18 protein-coding genes are annotated in these 17,359 nt (G+C 38.1%); 2 read left to right on the top strand and 16 right to left on the bottom strand.

Going from position 1 to position 17,359, the window contains the following annotated elements; genetic code table 11:
* From BQ7352_RS09880 to BQ7352_RS09845, 9 genes are all read right to left on the bottom strand, one after another.
* Positions 1–669: an acyltransferase gene (locus BQ7352_RS09880; RefSeq protein WP_072449061.1), complete on the bottom strand. Its 669-nt coding sequence runs from the start codon at positions 667–669 to the stop codon at positions 1–3.
* A 41-nt stretch (positions 670–710) separates the two neighbouring features.
* Positions 711–2,744, bottom strand: coding sequence for a DNA topoisomerase (locus tag BQ7352_RS09875; protein WP_072449060.1), 2,034 nt, complete (start codon positions 2,742–2,744; stop codon positions 711–713).
* Positions 2,745–2,919: 175 nt separating this feature from the next.
* Positions 2,920–4,005, bottom strand: coding sequence for an aspartate-semialdehyde dehydrogenase (gene asd / locus BQ7352_RS09870; RefSeq protein ID WP_072449059.1), 1,086 nt, complete (start codon positions 4,003–4,005; stop codon positions 2,920–2,922).
* A 53-nt stretch (positions 4,006–4,058) separates the two neighbouring features.
* Positions 4,059–5,447: an argininosuccinate lyase gene (gene argH, locus BQ7352_RS09865; RefSeq protein ID WP_072449058.1), complete on the bottom strand. Its 1,389-nt coding sequence runs from the start codon at positions 5,445–5,447 to the stop codon at positions 4,059–4,061.
* Positions 5,448–5,516: 69 nt separating this feature from the next.
* On the bottom strand, positions 5,517–6,155 hold the full coding sequence (locus BQ7352_RS09860; RefSeq protein ID WP_072449057.1) for an epoxyqueuosine reductase QueH: 639 nt from the start codon (positions 6,153–6,155) through the stop codon (positions 5,517–5,519).
* 17 nt (positions 6,156–6,172) lie between these two features.
* Positions 6,173–7,162: a 2-hydroxyacid dehydrogenase gene (locus tag BQ7352_RS09855; RefSeq protein ID WP_072449056.1), complete on the bottom strand. Its 990-nt coding sequence runs from the start codon at positions 7,160–7,162 to the stop codon at positions 6,173–6,175.
* Between the two features lie 97 nt (positions 7,163–7,259).
* Positions 7,260–7,565: a hypothetical protein gene (locus BQ7352_RS14875; protein WP_242948573.1), complete on the bottom strand. Its 306-nt coding sequence runs from the start codon at positions 7,563–7,565 to the stop codon at positions 7,260–7,262.
* Positions 7,566–7,709: 144 nt separating this feature from the next.
* A complete protein-coding gene (locus tag BQ7352_RS14870) occupies positions 7,710–7,955 on the bottom strand; it encodes a hypothetical protein (protein WP_242948572.1) in 246 nt (81 codons plus the stop codon).
* A gap of 24 nt (positions 7,956–7,979) precedes the next feature.
* A complete protein-coding gene (locus tag BQ7352_RS09845) occupies positions 7,980–8,717 on the bottom strand; it encodes a hypothetical protein (protein WP_143143391.1) in 738 nt (245 codons plus the stop codon).
* A gap of 156 nt (positions 8,718–8,873) precedes the next feature.
* On the opposite strand from BQ7352_RS09845, the gene BQ7352_RS09840 reads away from it, so the two are divergent.
* Both BQ7352_RS09840 and BQ7352_RS09835 read left to right on the top strand, forming a co-directional pair.
* Complete coding sequence (locus BQ7352_RS09840; protein WP_072449054.1) at positions 8,874–9,644, top strand: ABC transporter ATP-binding protein; 771 nt, start codon at positions 8,874–8,876, stop codon at positions 9,642–9,644.
* Entirely contained in the window at positions 9,631–10,446 is an 816-nt protein-coding gene (locus tag BQ7352_RS09835) for an ABC transporter permease (protein ID WP_442855668.1), read from the top strand. Before BQ7352_RS09840 ends, BQ7352_RS09835 begins: the two co-directional genes overlap by 14 nt.
* A 104-nt stretch (positions 10,447–10,550) precedes the next feature.
* On the opposite strand, the gene BQ7352_RS09830 is transcribed toward BQ7352_RS09835, so the two are convergent.
* From BQ7352_RS09830 to BQ7352_RS09800, 7 genes are all read right to left on the bottom strand, one after another.
* On the bottom strand, positions 10,551–11,681 hold the full coding sequence (locus BQ7352_RS09830; protein ID WP_072449052.1) for an Ldh family oxidoreductase: 1,131 nt from the start codon (positions 11,679–11,681) through the stop codon (positions 10,551–10,553).
* A 160-nt stretch (positions 11,682–11,841) separates the two neighbouring features.
* Positions 11,842–12,561 carry a FadR/GntR family transcriptional regulator gene (locus tag BQ7352_RS09825; protein ID WP_072449051.1) on the bottom strand — a complete coding sequence of 240 codons (720 nt, stop codon included), beginning with the start codon at positions 12,559–12,561 and terminating at the stop codon, positions 11,842–11,844.
* Positions 12,562–12,668: 107 nt separating this feature from the next.
* Entirely contained in the window at positions 12,669–13,001 is a 333-nt protein-coding gene (locus BQ7352_RS09820) for a PadR family transcriptional regulator (protein ID WP_072449050.1), read from the bottom strand.
* Positions 13,002–13,209: 208 nt separating this feature from the next.
* The gene (locus BQ7352_RS09815) at positions 13,210–14,139 is read right to left on the bottom strand and encodes a lantibiotic ABC transporter (protein WP_072449049.1); all 930 of its coding nucleotides are present in this window, start codon (positions 14,137–14,139) and stop codon (positions 13,210–13,212) included.
* Positions 14,140–14,234: 95 nt separating this feature from the next.
* Positions 14,235–14,984, bottom strand: a complete 750-nt coding sequence (locus tag BQ7352_RS09810) for a DeoR/GlpR family DNA-binding transcription regulator (protein ID WP_072449048.1) — start codon at positions 14,982–14,984, stop codon at positions 14,235–14,237.
* A 169-nt stretch (positions 14,985–15,153) separates the two neighbouring features.
* Positions 15,154–15,411: an HPr family phosphocarrier protein gene (locus BQ7352_RS09805; protein WP_072449047.1), complete on the bottom strand. Its 258-nt coding sequence runs from the start codon at positions 15,409–15,411 to the stop codon at positions 15,154–15,156.
* Positions 15,412–15,439: 28 nt separating this feature from the next.
* Positions 15,440–17,356, bottom strand: coding sequence for a PTS fructose transporter subunit IIABC (locus BQ7352_RS09800; protein WP_072449046.1), 1,917 nt, complete (start codon positions 17,354–17,356; stop codon positions 15,440–15,442).
* Between the last annotated feature and the right edge of the window lie 3 nt (positions 17,357–17,359).

Below are 17,359 nucleotides of genomic sequence, written 5' to 3'. Positions count from 1 at the left end.
CTACTGCTTTTCTACGATTTCATTGCCTTTTTTATAAATACTGTCAGAAGGAACCACACCTCTTACAGAAGAAAGAGGATAAATATTGCTGTTGCTTCCTACTACTGTTCCCGGATTTAACACAGAGCCGCAGCCAACTTCCACTTCATCACCCAGCATTGCTCCGAATTTCTTCAATCCTGTCTCAATCTGTGTAGCTGCCCCTTTTACTACTACCAGTTTTTTGTCCGATTTCACATTAGATGTAATGGAACCTGCTCCCATATGAGACTTATATCCTAAGATAGAGTCACCCACATAATTGTAATGAGGAACCTGTACTTTATCAAATAAGATAACATTCTTTAATTCTGTAGAATTTCCTACTACTGCACCTTCTCCTACCAGAGCGTTTCCTCTGATGAAAGCACAGTGGCGAACTTCTGCATCTTTTCCAATGATGGCAGGACCATTGATATAAGCAGTTGGTGCTACTTTCGCTGTTTTGGCAATCCATACATTATCGCCCTTTTTCTCATATTCTGCCTCATCTAAAGTTTCTCCTAATTTCAAAATATACTCGCCAATGCAGGGAAGAACCTCCCACGGATAAGTCTTTTCTTCTAAAAGTTCTTTTGCAAGGGTTTTATTTAAATCATGATATAGCTCTTTTATTGTCAACTGTTCCATTGTTCTACCTGCTTTCTTATAAATTATTTTTTTCTATTTTACTACGCTTTACGGGTTTTTCCAACCTTTTTTTGTGCCGGTTTTTTATAAAACTCCGAAGATGCATCAAAAAACTGCTTTAACATCAATTGATTTCGAAGCCCCAGCACACCTTCTGTACGAGATTTAATAAAATTTTCCAGCTTAAACATATATTCTTCTGAAGTGATGCTTCCTTCCGCCACATATGTAAGACCTTTCTCCCAACTGGCAGTAAGCTCCGGATTTAAAAGTGAACGAATAGAACAATTCACCACATCAAAAATCATTTCACCTAAAAGTGTAGGCGTAATCACCTGTGTTTTCTTATTCAACTCCAAATATTTAATGGTCACTAATTTCTTCAAAATTTCTGCTCTGGTGGCGCTGGTTCCAATACCGCTTCCTTTAATCTGAGCACGCAGCTCTTCATCTTCAATAAGCTGTCCCGCATTTTCCATTGCTAAAATCATGGAACCTGACGTATAACGTTTTGGCGGTGATGTTTCCCCCTCTTTTATAGAAAACTCTTCAATAGAAAGAATGCTTCCCTTTCGAATACCCAAAATCCAGTTTAGAAAATCCCCATCCTCTGAAATCTGGTCTTCTTCTTTTCCCGAACCTTCCTTTTTCTTTCCAAAAGAATTAGGGGTTACTTTTAAATATCCTTCTGATACTAATATTTTAAAAGAAGAAAATAATTTCTCTTTTTCAATCACCGATACCAGATTGATTTTCTGATATACTGCCGGAGGATAAAAAATGCTTAAAAACCTTCTTACAATCACTTCATAAACCTTACTTCCCTGCACAGAAATACTGCGTAAAGCATTTAATCCCTGTCCTGTAGGAATGATGGCATAGTGGTCTGTAATCTGTTTATCATTTACATATCTTGTTTTTATGAGATTTTTATACGCACCTGTTTCTAAAATTTCCGCCGCATAAATACTTCCATGTTCATAGTTTTTTAAACCGCTGATATTTTTATAAATCTCTTTTGCAACTGCGCTGGAAAGGACTCTGGCATCTGTTCTTGGATAAGTAACCAGCTTTTTCTCGTATAATTCCTGCACAATTTTCAGGGTTTCATCAGGACTTAATTTAAACAATCTGGAACATTCATTCTGAAGCTCTGCTAAATTAAATAATAACGGAGGATTTTTATTTTCTTTTTTCTTTTCTATTTTTTCCACCACTGCTTCCAAAGGAGAATTTGCAGAGAGAATTTCCTTTAATTCCATAGCTGTTTCTTTCTTTTTAAATCCGTTTTCCTTATATAAAAGAGGGGATGCAAAGTATCTGCTGCCTTCTACGGCTCTCCATTCACCTTCAAAAGTATGTCCCTGCTGTTTAAAATTACCAATCACTCTGTAAAAAGGCGTCTTGACAAATTCTCGAATTTCCCTCTCTCTGCGTACTACCATTCCCAGAACACAGGTCATTACCCTTCCTACAGAAATCGCCTGATAACGACTCCCCAGATAATTTGACACAGTATTTCCATATTTTAAAGAAAGTAATCTGGAAAAATTAATTCCCATGAGATAATCCTCTTTTGCCCTGAGATATGCAGATGCAGAAAGATTATCGTACTCACTGATATCTTTTGCTTCTTTTATCCCACGAATAATTTCTTCCTCTGTCTGGGAGTCAATCCAGACCCTCTTTTGCTTCTTCTCTTTTACCCCTGCCATCATTGCCACAAGGCGATAAATATATTCTCCTTCACGTCCGGAGTCCGTACATACATAAATCGTTTCCACATCTTTGCGGTTTAAAAGCCCGCTGACAATTTGAAACTGTTTTTTTACAGAAGGAATAACTTCATATTTAAACTCCTCCGGTAGAAACGGAAGTGTTTCTAAACTCCACTTTTTCAGTGCAGGGTCATAGGCTTCCGGGTAACTCATGGTCACCAGATGTCCCACACACCAGGTAATAATGGTATTTTCTGACTCCAGATATCCGTCTTTCCTTGAAGTATTTACTTTTAATGCCTTTGCAAACTCCTGTGCAACACTGGGCTTTTCTGCTATAAATAGTGATTTGTTCATGAAAGCTCTCTTTCCTTTCAAAATTCCGTATCTTTTATGCTAACACAACTTTTAAAAAGCGTCAAATAGGACGTAATTTCCTATCCGTTGCAGTGTAATCCTTGGGGAGCCAGAAAAAAAGGCGACATACCTATTTCTCCTAGGCTGCCACCTCTGTTAAAAAAATATCATTTTTCTATTTTTTTGTAATATATCCTTTTGCTTTTAAAGTTTCTGCACAAAGCACTGCACCGCCTGCTGCGCCACGAACTGTATTGTGAGATAAACCGATAAATTTAAAATCATATACTTTATCTTCTCTTAATCGACCTACACTTACACCCATGCCGTTTTCGTAATCTACGTCAGCCTGTACCTGTGGTCTGTCAGCTTCTTCCATATAGCGGATGAACTGTTTTGGTGCACTTGGCAACTCTAATTCCTGTGGAATTCCTTTAAATGCTGTCAATTTTTCAATTAACTGCTCTTTTGTAGGTTTCTTTCTGAATTTTACAAAGACTGCTGCTGTATGTCCGTTTAAAACAGGAACACGTACACACTGGCAGGTAATTACAGGTTCTTTTGCCGGAACAATCACGCCGTCCTCGATTTCACCCCAAAGACGAAGTGGTTCCATCTCGCTCTTCTCTTCTTCTCCGCCAATATAAGGAATAATATTTTCTACCATTTCTGGCCAGTCTTTAAAAGTTTTTCCTGCACCTGAAATAGCCTGATATGTAGTGGCAACCACTTCATAAGGCTCGAATTCTTTCCATGCAGTCAGTACCGGAGCATAACTCTGAATAGAGCAATTTGGTTTTACTGCAACAAATCCTCTTGTTGTTCCCAGACGTTTTTTCTGGAATTCAATCACGTCAAAATGCTGTGGGTTGATTTCCGGAACAACCATCGGTACATCCGGTGTCCATCTGTGAGCGCTGTTATTAGAAACTACAGGTGTTTCTGTCTTTGCATACTCTTCTTCAATGGCTTTGATTTCCTCTTTTGACATATCTACTGCAGAAAATACAAAATCCACGGTGGAAGCAACTGCTTCTACATCAGCAACATTCATAACCACTAATTTCTTTACAGCTTCCGGCATAGGAGTTGTCATTTTCCAGCGAGTTCCTACTGCTTCTTCATAAGTTTTTCCTGCACTTCTTGCACTTGCTGCAACAGTTACAACTTCAAACCATGGGTGGTTTTCCAATAAAGAAATAAATCTCTGTCCTACCATTCCTGTTGCGCCTAAAATTCCGACTCTTAATTTCTCACTCATCTGCTTATCTCCTCCGTTTTGTTTTATTTACTATAGCAAATCTTGTCAAAATGTCAATGCTTTTCACTATCTTCCAGATATTTTTTCTGTATTTCCAAAACCTTTTCCATTGCCTCCGGTCCCGGAGCGCCAATGGTATTTCTGGTTTCCACACAGGTTTTCATACTGATTGCTTCATAAATATCCTGTTCAAATACCGGACTGATTTTCTGATATTCCTCTAACGGCATTTCATCAAGAGAAATCTGGTTTTTCACACAAAATAACACCAATTCACCTACAATACCATGAGCGTCTCTAAAAGGAACTCCCTTTTTCACAAGATAATCTGCAGCATCTGTGGCATTGGTAAATCCATTTTTCGCACTTTTTTCCATATTCTCTTTTTTCAATTCCATGGTTTCCAGCATACCGTTAAACAGGGCAATGCAGCCTTTTACTGTATCCATTGCATCAAATGCAAGCTCTTTATCCTCCTGCATATCCTTGTTATATGCCAGAGGAATTCCTTTCATGGTAGTAAGAAGTGACATTAATGCCCCATAGACACGTCCTGTCTTTCCCCTTACCAGCTCTGCTATATCCGGGTTTTTCTTCTGGGGCATAATACTGCTTCCTGTGCTGTATCCGTCATCAATTTCAATAAACTGATACTCATTGGAATTCCACAAAATAATTTCTTCACAGAAGCGACTCAGGTGCATCATAATCACAGATAAGTCTGATAAATATTCAATTAAATAATCTCTGTCTGCAACAGAGTCCATGCTGTTTAAGGTCGGTCCGTCAAATCCCAGCAGTTTGGCCGTGTATTCTCTATCCAAAGGATAAGTAGTTCCAGCCAAGGCTCCGCTGCCTAAGGGACAATAATTTAATCTCTTTTTCGTATCTGCCAGACGGCTTCTGTCTCTTTTAAACATTTCAAAATATGCGCCAAAATGATGTGCTGCCGTAATCGGCTGAGCCTTCTGCAAGTGGGTAAATCCAGGCATATAAGTATGTAAATTATCTTCCATTAATTTCAAAAGTGTTTCAAGAAGCTCTTTTAAAAGCATGTCTGTTTCCTGGATTTCATCTCTGACATAAAGCTTCATATCTAATGCGACCTGATCGTTGCGGCTTCTTCCTGTATGGAGCTTCTTCCCAACCTCGCCTGTTCTCTGTATCAGATTTGCCTCTACAAAACTGTGAATATCTTCATATTCCGGAGAAAATTCCAGCTTTTTCTCTTCGATATCCTGAAGAATTCCCGTAAGTCCTTCGAGGATTTCATCCTTTTCCTGCTCTGTTAAAATTCCCTGTTTTGCAAGCATTTTAACGTGAGCCATACTCCCCTGAATATCCTGCCTGTAAAGCTTTTTGTCAAAGCTCAGGGAAGCATTAAAATTGTAAACCAACTGATCTGTTTCTTTCGTGAAACGTCCTCCCCATAATTGTGCCATAATTCTGTTCTCACTTCTTTCTCTGTATTCTAGTAAATGCTTTGAGCAGAATTTTATCACTTTATAGTATTAAATGCAAGATTTTTTCTTTTGTTCTTCTCTTTCTTTTTTCGAAAAGACACATCCACAATAATCCTGACGATATAATTGATATTCTTTTGACAATTCTGTAGAACGCTTATACCCATTTTTCTTCTTAAAATCAGAGGGAAGGTGCTTAACATGATAAATTTCTGCAAGCTCCTCCCCTATTTCATTTATTTTTTGTGCATTTTTTAACGGACTAATCGTGAGGGTTGTAGTGAAATAATCATACCCTCCTTCTGCTGCTAAACGAGCAGCTTCTTCCATACGCATGCGGAAACACTTAAAGCATCGCTCTCCGCCTTCCGGTACTGCTTCCAGTCCTTTCGCCATTTCAAAAAAATCTTCCGGACAGTACTCCCCTTCTACAAACTTAGGTTTATGTACAAAAGGCATCTCTTCGATAAGACGTTTCATTTCTTCTGTTCTTTTTTCATATTCCTCCCGCGGAGAAATATTCGGATTATAGAAAAAATCGGTTATTTCAAAGTATTGAGAAAGATATTCTAACACATAGCTGCTGCAAGGTGCACAGCAGCTATGTAGAAAGAGTCTTGGAAGTTTTTCCTCGGTTTTACTTTTCTCAATAATTTTTTCCAGCTCTTTCTGATAATTTCTATTCATTTTGCATCCTTTCCGACTTATTTTACTTCATTTTCACTTGCTTCGCCTTTTAAGAAAGTCATTGCATTATCAAGAGTTGTCTGAGAAATTGCAGTCAACGCTTCTTCTGTGAAAAATCCCTGATGAGAAGTAATCATTACATTTGGGAAAGAAAGCAGTCTGGCTGTTGTAGAATGCTCTAAAATCTCATCAGAACGGTTCTCAAATACATTCTTTGTTTCTTCTTCATATACATCAAGACCTACTCCAAAGAATTTTCTTGCACGAATTCCGTCAATCAAATCATTGGTTTTTACTAAACCGCCTCTTGATGTATTTACAAGAATAACACCGTCTTTCATTTTTGCAATAGTATCTTTGTTAATTAAATGATAAGTGCTGTCCATCAATGGGCAATGGAGAGAAATCAAATCACTCTGTGCCAGCAATTCATCTAAAGTTACATATTCTACAAAATCGGCCAAATCCGGATTTTGGTATACATCATAGGCAATTACTTTCATGCCAAATCCACGACAAATTTTTGCCATAGCAGCACCGATTTTACCGGTTCCTACAATACCAGCTGTTTTTTGGTAGAAGTTAAATCCCATCAGTCCGCCAAGACTGAAGTCATTTTCTCTTACTTTTACATAAGCTTTATGAAGACGGCGGTTTACTTCTAATGCCAGCGCCATAGCATGTTCTGCTACTGCTTCCGGTGAATATCCCGGTACACGCATCACACGAATACCATATTCTTTTGCTTTATCCATATCAACATTATTAAATCCTGCACAACGCATTAAAATCAACTTTACACCTGCTTCATGAAGCACTGCCATAGTGTCGGCACCTACATCAGAGCTCACAAATGCGCATACTGCATCATACCCTTTTGCCAGAGGAGCTGTCTTTGGAGAAAGGTCTGTCTTTAAATAATCCATTTCAATTTCAGGATAATTTCCAATCTGTTTTTCAAATGAGTCTTTATCATAGTTCTTTGTGTCAAAAAATAAAATTTTCATAATTACAGTCCTCCTGTTAAATAATTCACAATCTTTTCCTCCTCTAATATAATAAATTCTATGTTATTTGTCAAGTACCCTCTTAAATTCTTTTTTATTATAAACTATGTTTTTTTACTACCTGTTCTATAATATGTTCAAATTTTTGTTTTCCATACCAATATAGTCCCCCAGCCAGCGGCAATAATATCAGAAACACCCAATTAGGAACCATAATCTCCTCAAAAGGCAAAACATCCTCAAATACTATTTTAATCAGCAGATTGGGAAAAACTATAAAAGCAGCCGCCACTGCGCTTAAAATCCAGCCCATTTTTTTAACCAACGCAAAGCGCCCAATGGTGTGCATCTGCCATAAGGATATCAGACAAGGCAAGAAGAAAACTCCTAAAAAATCTGCCAAACTAAATCTGCTGTTTCCTAAAAAGTGATTAAAATCCGTTGTCATTAAAACAAAGAAAACCAATGCAATCACAAACAAATATGATTTTCCGATTTCCTGAATACAGTAATAAATCTGGTCTTTTTTCCCTCCTGTCTTCCTTCTTTAACCAGGTTTTCTGTAAATTCCTTTACATCTCCCAGAGATTTTTCTAATCGCTCTCCATTTTTTTTGTGCCTCTTCTGCCATACCGATTAAATCTTTTCGGATTATTTCCATTTCTGTCATCCCCACACCTTGATTTATGGCATAACTCTTTACCTTATCCAAATACTTTTGGTCTTCTATTTCCAAATTCAAGGCTTTAGCATTATTTTCTTTCTTTAATTCTTTCCATATGTTTTTCTTCATATTCTCGACCCCATTTTCCAAAAACTACATCTCTAAATGATATTTCTCTGCCGTTTTCTCCGCACTTTCAAAAAACTTATATCTCCCATATATGTATATCACTGCAATCAAAGCTTCAAATAATATCCAAAAAGCATTTGGTACATAGATATTTCCACCCGGCAGTTGATTAAAATTAAAGTTTGACCTAACAAGGTAGCTCATTCCAAACAGAAGCAAAAAAGGAAGTCCTGTTTCCACTACCCCCAACACCCTGCCAATTTTACCGGATAATATAAAGTAATACTTGAAGAACACCTCATAAATTGAGAATAAAGGAGGTAAAATAAGATAACACAAAGAAAACGGTAAATTAAATCGAATGTTCTCAAATTGAAATTCAAATCCAAGTACAATTGTAATCAATTTCCAAATCCCGTATACAGCAAGCATAAAGATTGGTACGCAAAGATACGCCCATCCCAATTGCCAAAAGAAATAATATAATCTTTCTTTTTGTTTTTCTTCTTTTCCTGCAAAAGCCAGTGTTTCTCCAAATTCCTTTACGGAACCAAGCTTCACCTCTAAAGATTTACCTTCCTCTTTTGCCTCTGCTGCCAGACCAATAAGATCCTTTCTTACAATTTCTGTCTCCATCATTCCATTTCTATGGCTGTTTAAATACCGAATAACTTTATCTATATAGAGCTGGTCTTCTATCTCTAAATTTAACTGTTTTCCATCATTTTGTCTTTTTAATACACTCCATTTACATTTCTTCATATTCGCCACCCCATTCTCTTTTCTACCTTGTTCTACCAAGTAGTCTTCCTAGCTATATTGTACCACATAGTAGTTCTTTGTCAATTCTTTTCTCTGTCAAAAAACTTATTTTTTTCATATAATACTATATGAAAATTTCAAGAAAGGAGCTTCACTATGAATTTGCCTCTTCTTCAGGTAAAAAATGTAAGCTATACCTACCATACGAAAGCCGGTGAAACTCCGGCTCTTTCTCATATATCTTTTTCTGTATTTCCCGGAGAATTTGTAGCCATTGTAGGACCTTCCGGCTGTGGCAAATCCACATTTTTAGATATGCTTTGCGGTCTCTTAAAACCGGCTTTTGGAGAACTCCTGTTAAATGGAACTCCCCTATCCATGTCTAACACCAACATTGGTTATATGCTACAAAAAGATCATTTATTTGAATGGCGTACCATTTATAGCAATATGCTGCTGGGATTGGAAATTCAACGAAGAGTTACTCCTGAAGCAAAGAAACACGTTGAAAACCTTCTGGAAAACTATGGATTATATAAATTCAGAAATTCCAAACCTTCCCAATTGTCCGGGGGAATGCGACAAAGAGCAGCTCTTATCCGCACGCTTGCCTTAGATCCTGATTTACTTCTTTTAGATGAACCCTTTTCTGCTCTGGATTATCAGACTCGCCTTTCTGTTGGAGATGATATCGGAACTATTATCCGCCGGGAAGGAAAAACTGCTATTCTTGTAACACATGACATTTCAGAAGCCGTGAGCATGGCAGACCGGGTAATTATCTTCAGCAACCGTCCTGCCTTTGTCCAAAAAATTATAGACATCAAATTTTCTATGACAGAACGTACACCTATGGCATCCAGAAATGCTCCGGAATTTAAAACTTATTTCAATGAAATCTGGAAGGAGTTGAATGTTCATGCCTGATTTACATTCTGTATCTACTGAACAAAAGCACTATTTACAAGCTCAAAAACGCAATATACGCCTCATTCAATGTTTCCGTATTCTCTTGCTTATTTTTTTTCTGGGATTATGGGAAATAACTGCCCGACTGGGTATCTTGGACTCTTTTATCTATTCCAGTCCTTCACAAATTTTAGATATGATGTTCAAAATGATTTCAGACGGAAGTCTGGCAAAGCACGTTTCTGTCACACTCACAGAAACTTTAATAAGTTTTGCACTGGTTACTCTACTTGGTATTTTCTGTGCTGTAATTCTCTGGATTTTCCCCAGACTTTCCAGTATTTTAGAACCTTATTTAGTAGTATTAAACAGTCTGCCCAAATCTGCACTTGCACCTCTTTTGATTGTATGGCTTGGCAGTAATATGAAAACAATTATCATTGCCGGCATTTCTGTGGCCATTTTTGGCGCTGTTTTAAATCTATATACAGGTTTTTGTGAAACAGATCCCGATAAACTAAAGTTAATTCAAACTCTGGGAGGCAATAAAAAGGACGCTCTTATCAAAGTTATTCTACCTGCCTCTGTTCCTTTAATTCTCAGCGTCATGAAAGTCAATATCGGACTTTCCCTTATTGGAATTGTAATCGGAGAAATGATTGGCAGTAAACAGGGACTGGGCTATTTAATTATTTATTCCAGTCAGGTATTCCAGCTCACTACCATGATTATGGCAATTGTTATTCTATGTATCATTGCTGTTCTTTTATATGGTTTTATTTCTCTTCTGGAAAAATATTATTTAAAAAGGCACTGTTAGAGCAAAAATTTGGGAGGAGATGGATAATGTTTTATCTACCTCCTCCCAAATCTGTCATCTTCAATAATTACTATACGCTCCTCATAATTCAAGAGAGATATTTTTTAATAGTTTCCTGTAAAAAACTTATCTTTTGCCGACAATTCATAACCTTTAAAATAAGAGTGAAAATCCAATTTCAAATAGTTACAAAGATTTGCCAGTTCTACCATTGTATTATCATTGACAGGAATTCCGTTCTCTCTTCTGTCTTTTTCTGCAAAAACCTCTTTTTCTCCGTGAGTGTAGATTTTGCTCTCACCATCTGCCTTAGGGCTTTCCCTTAACGCTTCCAGATATTCGGATAAATGTGCTTTAATTGCCTCAGGATTTCCAAAAATCTCAGGATTAATAGCCGCAAAGCCATGGCAAATACCAGTTTTATCCGGGAAAGTACAACATTTATCCGAAGTCACTCCCATGGAAAAAATAGAACTGAATAATTCACACAGCATACCATAGCCATATCCTTTATGGCTGCCATTTACTTCCTGATTTCCACCTAATGGCATAATTCCGCCACCGCGTTTTGCCACAATATTCTCCAGTACTTCAGGTGCTTCTGTACTTTCATGTCCGCTGGAGTCTAAGGCCCATCCCTTTGGAAGCGATTTGTTCATTTTGTTGTACATCTCTAATTTTCCTCTGGTTACTACTGTGGTAGAGCAGTCAAACAAAAACGGATAAGGGTCTGCAGGCATGGCAACAGCAATCGGATTAGATCCCAACATGGCTTTTTTTCCGAAAGTTGGCACCATAATCGCCTCTGAATTAGTGCACGCAATTCCCATAAGTCCCTGATCGCTGGCCATTTTTGCATAATAACCCGCAATTCCAAAATGATTTGATTCCCGCACGGTTACAATTCCTATTCCTGTTGTCTTTGCCTTCTCAATAGCTTTTTTCATAGCAAATACAGCAATCAGCTGTCCCATACCATTATGTCCGTCAACAACAGCAGAAACAGGCGTTTCAAACACTATCTCCGGCTTTTCTTTTGGATGAATTGTTCCTTTTTCAATTCCTTTGTGGTATCGCACCATTCTCTGCATACCATGACTTTCAATACCAAATAAATCAGCAGTTAACAATACATCTCCAATTTCTTTGCTTTCTTCTTCGCTAAATCCAAAAGCCCTGAACACATCATAGCAGAAATGCTCCAGCACTGGATAACTCCATTTTACATATCCCATAGCTTTCCCTCCGGTATTCCTTTACTCGTTTTGGTATTACCAATTTATAAACGGATTATACCACTCGTGATTATAAAATGCAATGTGAAAAAGTATTTTTCTGGTCTGTAATTCATTAAAAGAAAAAGGCTGCTACATTTTTTATGTAACAGCTTTCCATTTAGACCTGTTTATCCTTTTTTCGGTCGATTTCCAATATGTAGTTTTCTATGGTTCTCATATGCTCTTTCATGCAGATTTCTGCATCTTCTTCGCGATGCTCTACAATGGCATTTACCAGTTTTCTATGCTGCTCATCCATCTGAGAAACAGATTTCTGCTTTTGCATCATATAACTTCGAATTCCTGTAATAATATTCTCTGTCAGCTGGGCGGACGCACTCATTACGGAAAATAACATGGGATTTTGTGCCATTTTACCAATTTTAATATGCAAGTCCCTGTCTAAATCTCCTCTGACGCTCTCCTCCTCTGCCGCATCCAGTCTGGCAAGAAGCAGCTGCAACTCAGCTGCATCTACAGGTGTGCAGTTCCTGGCTGCCAGACGAGAGGCTTCTATCTCCAGTGCACTACGCAGCTGCTGGTTATGATAAACACTGCTGTTATTTAAACGAAGTAAAATGGATAATGGTTCTATAAGGCTGTTTTCCAATTTTTCAGATACATAATTTGCCCCTCCATGCACAGACTTGATAATCCCCAGTACCGCTAATGTTCTCAGCACTTCCCTCACCACAGGGCGGGATACCCCCAAAGCCTCTGCCATATTCCGTTCCGCCGGAAGTGCATCTCCTTTTTTCAGAGTTCCTTCTTTAATATTATCAATAATCTGATCTAAAATTTCCTCAAAAGGATTTTCTTTCTCTATTTTCCTAAACATAGCTTTCTGCCTTTCTTTTTCTATAAGACAGTATATAACAAACACTATTTTTCAGCAAGAACTCATTCCAAAGAAAAAAACATTCCAAGCTTATTTTCTTTCATACCTTACACCTGCCTTGTCAGTTTTAAAATTCCCTCTACCGTTTCCGATACATTCCGCCAACATATTTCAAATTCCTTTAAAAGTTCTTCTCCCTCTTGAGTAAGAGAGTAATACTTTCTGCTTGGTCCCAAAGGAGAAGGGCGAAACTGTGAAGTAATCATCTTTTTCTTCTCCAACCGGACTAGCAGTGGATAAATTGTTCCCTCCTTCATATCCTCAAATCCAAATTCCTGCAGTTTCATTACAATTTCATATCCATAAGTTGTCTGGATGCTTATAATTTTTAGAATACACCCTTCCAGAGTCCCTCTCATAAGCTGTGACTTATCATACACGTTCTTCTTCACCTATCTTGTATTACATAGTAGTATTTCTAGCTATAGAGTACCACATAGTAGTTAAATGTCAATAATAATGTTAAAAATATTTATTTCATAGGGCGCAATTTCCTATGAAATAAAAATACGGAAAACAAAGATCTTCTCTGTTTCCCGTATTTTTATGTACTATTTTTTACACTATTGCATCTATTCGTTCTTTCCTTTAAATCTCAATGTTATTTAATTCTTCATCTTTTTCTGTTTCTTCATGCTTATGTCCTACTGTGCCAGCCACTGCATATAAATGAAATTTCGGTTCATAGTAAAATTCCTTTACCAGTGAAAAATCCTCAATCTTTCCTGTACTTTCCACATGAAGTAACGGTCCGGTACAGTGTACAATATCATCACCTATTTTAATATGTTCCTCGTCATAAGGTGTAATTGGAAGATCCTGATGGATTAAATCCAAAACTTTTTCTTCAATCTCTGCCAGATTAAATGGCGGTTTATCTGTATAATTCAGCATAAACCCATGCTTGATATCTGAACGAATACATTTTGGTCTTTCTATATCCTTTACACAGTACCCAAATAAATCTTCTGCGCTGTGTGCCATTTTTCGATAAATCAATGAATTGAAAACAACATCTGCCAGATTATCCGGTAAAGGTCCGAAAAGTGAAGGTCTTGTAACAATCACTTCTTCTCCAATTCCAATAAGCAGGTCTGCATTTCTTTTCAAAACAGGATACAAAATTTCAAAATGTTCTACAATAACCCTTTTATTCATCCCTGTTACATTCAGTACTGCCTTTGCAATGTCTTCCAGAGAAACATATTTTCTGGCGCTTCGCACATCTACATGAAAAGTTCTCGGTGTATAAAATCCCCCCTCCTCTGCATTAAGCAAAGGCATATTTAAAATGTCAAATTCATCATCTGACTCCACCGTCTGAATTCCGGGAAACATTCCCTTAATCAACATACTTTTACCTGAGTCTTTTGCTCCGATAATCCCAATAATTTTATCAAAAGGATTTAAATACATCTGGGTAATTTTTCTTCCCAATTCCATAACTCTGCGGTTTCCACGAGGAGCAAAAAAGAAATTATAAAGATTACATTCATGTCGAACATTATTATAAATCATGCGACACCCTCCTTCCAATACCAACTTATTATTATTGTAGCATAAATCAGCAAAGAAAGCTTATATTATTTTAAAATTTCACGGATAAATTGTCTCTACTCCTTTACAACCAGAATATTTCCAAATGCCGCATATGCCTCATCCGGCTGTTCATTTGTGATAATTTTTGCTCTCTGCATTTCTCCAAAGCTGACTGGTCCTGTTTTATGAAATTTACTGTTATCGCATAAAATATATGCTTTCTGACTGTGCTCCATGGCACACTCCTTAATCATAGCTTCATTAATATCCGGTGTTGTAAATCCTGAAATGAGATTTACTCCATTAGTTCCTAAAAAACTCTTTGTAAAATGATATTTTTTCAGGTTCACATACGCTTCATTCCCTACAATTGCTTCTGTGGAAGCCTTTAGTTCCCCGCCTATCAAAGTAACACGGAACCCATTTTCAGCCAGCTGCAGTGCATGAGAAACTGCGTTTGTCACAAAAGAAGCCGAATGCTGGGTTATGTAAGAAATCATATATCCCGTTGTAGTTCCTGCATCTAAATAAATAAAATCTTCCGGTTCAATCAAAGAAGCCGCATATCTGGCAATTTTTATTTTTTCTTCTCTGTTTTGAACCATACGAAGAGAAACCTCTTCCTCTTTCATATTAAGTCTGGTTTCTGCCTGAACTGCTCCTCCAAAAACCTTTAACAGCGCGCCTCTTTTATGCAGTACATTTAAGTCTCTCCTGATTGTAGACTCAGATGCCTGAAATTTTTCCTTCAATTCCTGTACTGTAACACTCCCTTTTTGCTCCAGCAGATTTAAGATTTCTTCTTGTCGTTTTTCTGTCAGCATGCTTCATTCACTCCCTTTCTCTGCTCCGGATGCAGAAAGTTTTTCTTTATTGTACACAATATCCCGGTTTCCCGCAACTATTGGGAAAATATTATGTTTGCTTAGATAGCAAAAGGGACTATGCACGAAATTTTTCTTTGCACATAGTCCCTTGGTTCATTCTACAAAATTATAAATTTTCTTTCAAAAATGTTTCCAGTGCTGCTGCTGCAGTTTCTTCGTCTGCACCTTCTACCTGAACCTCAATCTCTTCTCCCTGTTTTACACCAAGTCCCATAAGGCCGAAAATTTTCTTTGCATCTACTGCTTTTCCATTTTTCAGAACTTTTACTGTAGATGAAAAACCTTTTGCTGCCTTTACAAACTCACCTGCCGGGCGTGCGTGAATTCCTTCCTTGTCCTGAATTACATAATGAAATGTTTTCATGATTTTTTCCTCCTTAATATATCCTTTTTTATTCTGTTACTTTTTTCTTTAAAATTCCAAGAAGCAAAGCTCCTACTATGGTTCCAATTACAAGAGATACCAAATACATCAGTCCATGTTCTACAACAGGGAAAACAAAAATTCCGCCGTGGGGTGCCATTAAAGTACATCCAAATACCATTGACAGCGCTCCTGCTGTTGCTGCTCCTGCCACGCAGGACGGCAATACACGAAGCGGGTCAGACGCCGCAAAAGGAATAGCCCCTTCTGTAATAAAGGCAAGGCCCATAATAAAGTTTACAGGTCCGGAATTTCTTTCTTCCTGAGTAAATTTGTTTTTAAATAAAAGCGTTGCCAAGGCGATTGCACAAGGAGGAACCATACCTCCAATCATAACAGCAGCCATGATATCATAATTACCGGCAGCAATGGAAGCTGTTCCGAAAACATAAGCTGCTTTATTAAACGGACCTCCCATGTCAATGGACATCATTCCTGCAACAATCATACCTAATATAATTTTACTGGAGCCTCCCATGTTAGTCAATGCTGTATTTAATGCCGTGTTCAGAGCGCCTATGGGCGGTTCAATAACAAAATCCATAAGCAATCCCATAAGCAGTATTCCCACAAAGGGATATAGTAATACCGGCGCTATTTTTTCAATGGCCTTTGGCAAGCGCTCAAATACTTTTCTTAAAAGCAGAATTAAATATCCTGCCAGAAAGCCGGCAGCTAAAGCTCCCAAAAAGCCTGACTTTCCGTTTGCCGCAATCATTCCTCCTACAAAACCAAGGGCTAACCCCGGTCTGTCTCCGATACTCATGGCAATAAAGCCCGCCAGAACAGGAAGCATAAATCCAAACGCTACACCGCCGATTTCCTTTAAGGTCGCTGCAAGAGGCGTAATCGTACCAAAGCTTGCTCTGGCTTCTGCGGACAGTGAATTCATGTCAACAGATAAGCCGTCAATTAAAAAGGCAAGGGCAATCAGAATTCCTCCGCCTACAACAAAAGGAAGCATGTGGGATACCCCGTTCATAAGCTGCATATATATTCTGTGTCCTGCTCCTCCCGATGCTTTCACAGAAGCTGCTTCTTTTGGATTGCCTGCCTGATAAACGGGCGCATCTCCATTCATAGCACGTTCAATGAGCCGGTCTGCCTTACTAATTCCATCCGATACCTGACATTCAATCAGCTTCTTTCCATGAAAACGGTCCATGGGAACTTTTGCATCTGCTGCTACGATAATACAATCCGCAGTCTGAATTTCCTGATCGGTAAGTACATTTTTCGCACCGCCGGAGCCTCTTGTTTCTACTTTAATAAAGCAATTCTTTGCTCTGGCTGCCTTTTCCAAACCTTCTGCTGCCATATATGTATGCGCAATACCTGTGGGACAGGAAGTAACTGCCAGAATTTTACAGGCTTTTTCCTCTGCCGATACTTCACTTTGCGCTGCCAGCTGCTCATTTAAATCCGGTTTTTCATCGTCTGCATCGTCCACAATCTGCAAAAATTCTTCTACACTTTTAGCCTCTTTTAGTTTTTCTACAAAAGCTTCATCCATCATGAGCACAGAGAGTTTACTTAATACGTCAACATGAATATTGTCTTCCGTATTTGGAGCTGCAATCAAAAATATAAGATGAACCGGTTCACCATCCAGAGAATTAAAATCTACACCATTTTTTACCACCATAGCGGCCAGTCCCGGTTTTACAACTGCATCACATTTTCCATGGGGAATGGCAATTCCCTCTCCAATTCCTGTTGTGCTTTCTTCTTCTCTTAAATATACCTGTTTCCGATAGGCTTCCTCATCGCTGATTTTTCCACTTTTCACCATTAATGCCACTGCATAATCCAGAGCTTCTTTTTTGGAAGCCGGGGATGCGTCCAGGGAAATACTTCGTTTATCCAGTAAATCTGTTATCCGCATATA

Source organism: Blautia sp. Marseille-P3201T (assembly GCF_900120295.1).
Taxonomy (GTDB): domain Bacteria; phylum Bacillota; class Clostridia; order Lachnospirales; family Lachnospiraceae; genus Blautia.
The sequence above is the reverse complement of the archived record's forward strand: the minus strand, read 5'-3'. Positions and strand labels throughout refer to the sequence as shown.

Bases quoted from the DNA above. Each gene is read 5' to 3' on its own strand.
- BQ7352_RS09880 (WP_072449061.1), bottom strand. From the start codon at position 669: ATGGAACAGTTGACAATAAAAGAGCTATATCATGATTTAAATAAAACC.
- BQ7352_RS09875 (WP_072449060.1), bottom strand. From the start codon at position 2,744: ATGAACAAATCACTATTTATAGCAGAAAAGCCCAGTGTTGCACAGGAG.
- asd (WP_072449059.1), bottom strand. From the start codon at position 4,005: ATGAGTGAGAAATTAAGAGTCGGAATTTTAGGCGCAACAGGAATGGTA.
- argH (WP_072449058.1), bottom strand. From the start codon at position 5,447: ATGGCACAATTATGGGGAGGACGTTTCACGAAAGAAACAGATCAGTTG.
- BQ7352_RS09860 (WP_072449057.1), bottom strand. From the start codon at position 6,155: ATGAATAGAAATTATCAGAAAGAGCTGGAAAAAATTATTGAGAAAAGT.
- BQ7352_RS09855 (WP_072449056.1), bottom strand. From the start codon at position 7,162: ATGAAAATTTTATTTTTTGACACAAAGAACTATGATAAAGACTCATTT.
- BQ7352_RS14870 (WP_242948572.1), bottom strand. From the start codon at position 7,955: ATGAAGAAAAACATATGGAAAGAATTAAAGAAAGAAAATAATGCTAAA.
- BQ7352_RS09845 (WP_143143391.1), bottom strand. From the start codon at position 8,717: ATGAAGAAATGTAAATGGAGTGTATTAAAAAGACAAAATGATGGAAAA.
- BQ7352_RS09840 (WP_072449054.1), top strand. From the start codon at position 8,874: ATGAATTTGCCTCTTCTTCAGGTAAAAAATGTAAGCTATACCTACCAT.
- BQ7352_RS09835 (WP_442855668.1), top strand. From the start codon at position 9,631: ATGTTCATGCCTGATTTACATTCTGTATCTACTGAACAAAAGCACTAT.
- BQ7352_RS09830 (WP_072449052.1), bottom strand. From the start codon at position 11,681: ATGGGATATGTAAAATGGAGTTATCCAGTGCTGGAGCATTTCTGCTAT.
- BQ7352_RS09825 (WP_072449051.1), bottom strand. From the start codon at position 12,561: ATGTTTAGGAAAATAGAGAAAGAAAATCCTTTTGAGGAAATTTTAGAT.
- BQ7352_RS09815 (WP_072449049.1), bottom strand. From the start codon at position 14,139: ATGATTTATAATAATGTTCGACATGAATGTAATCTTTATAATTTCTTT.
- BQ7352_RS09810 (WP_072449048.1), bottom strand. From the start codon at position 14,984: ATGCTGACAGAAAAACGACAAGAAGAAATCTTAAATCTGCTGGAGCAA.
- BQ7352_RS09805 (WP_072449047.1), bottom strand. From the start codon at position 15,411: ATGAAAACATTTCATTATGTAATTCAGGACAAGGAAGGAATTCACGCA.
- BQ7352_RS09800 (WP_072449046.1), bottom strand. From the start codon at position 17,356: ATGCGGATAACAGATTTACTGGATAAACGAAGTATTTCCCTGGACGCA.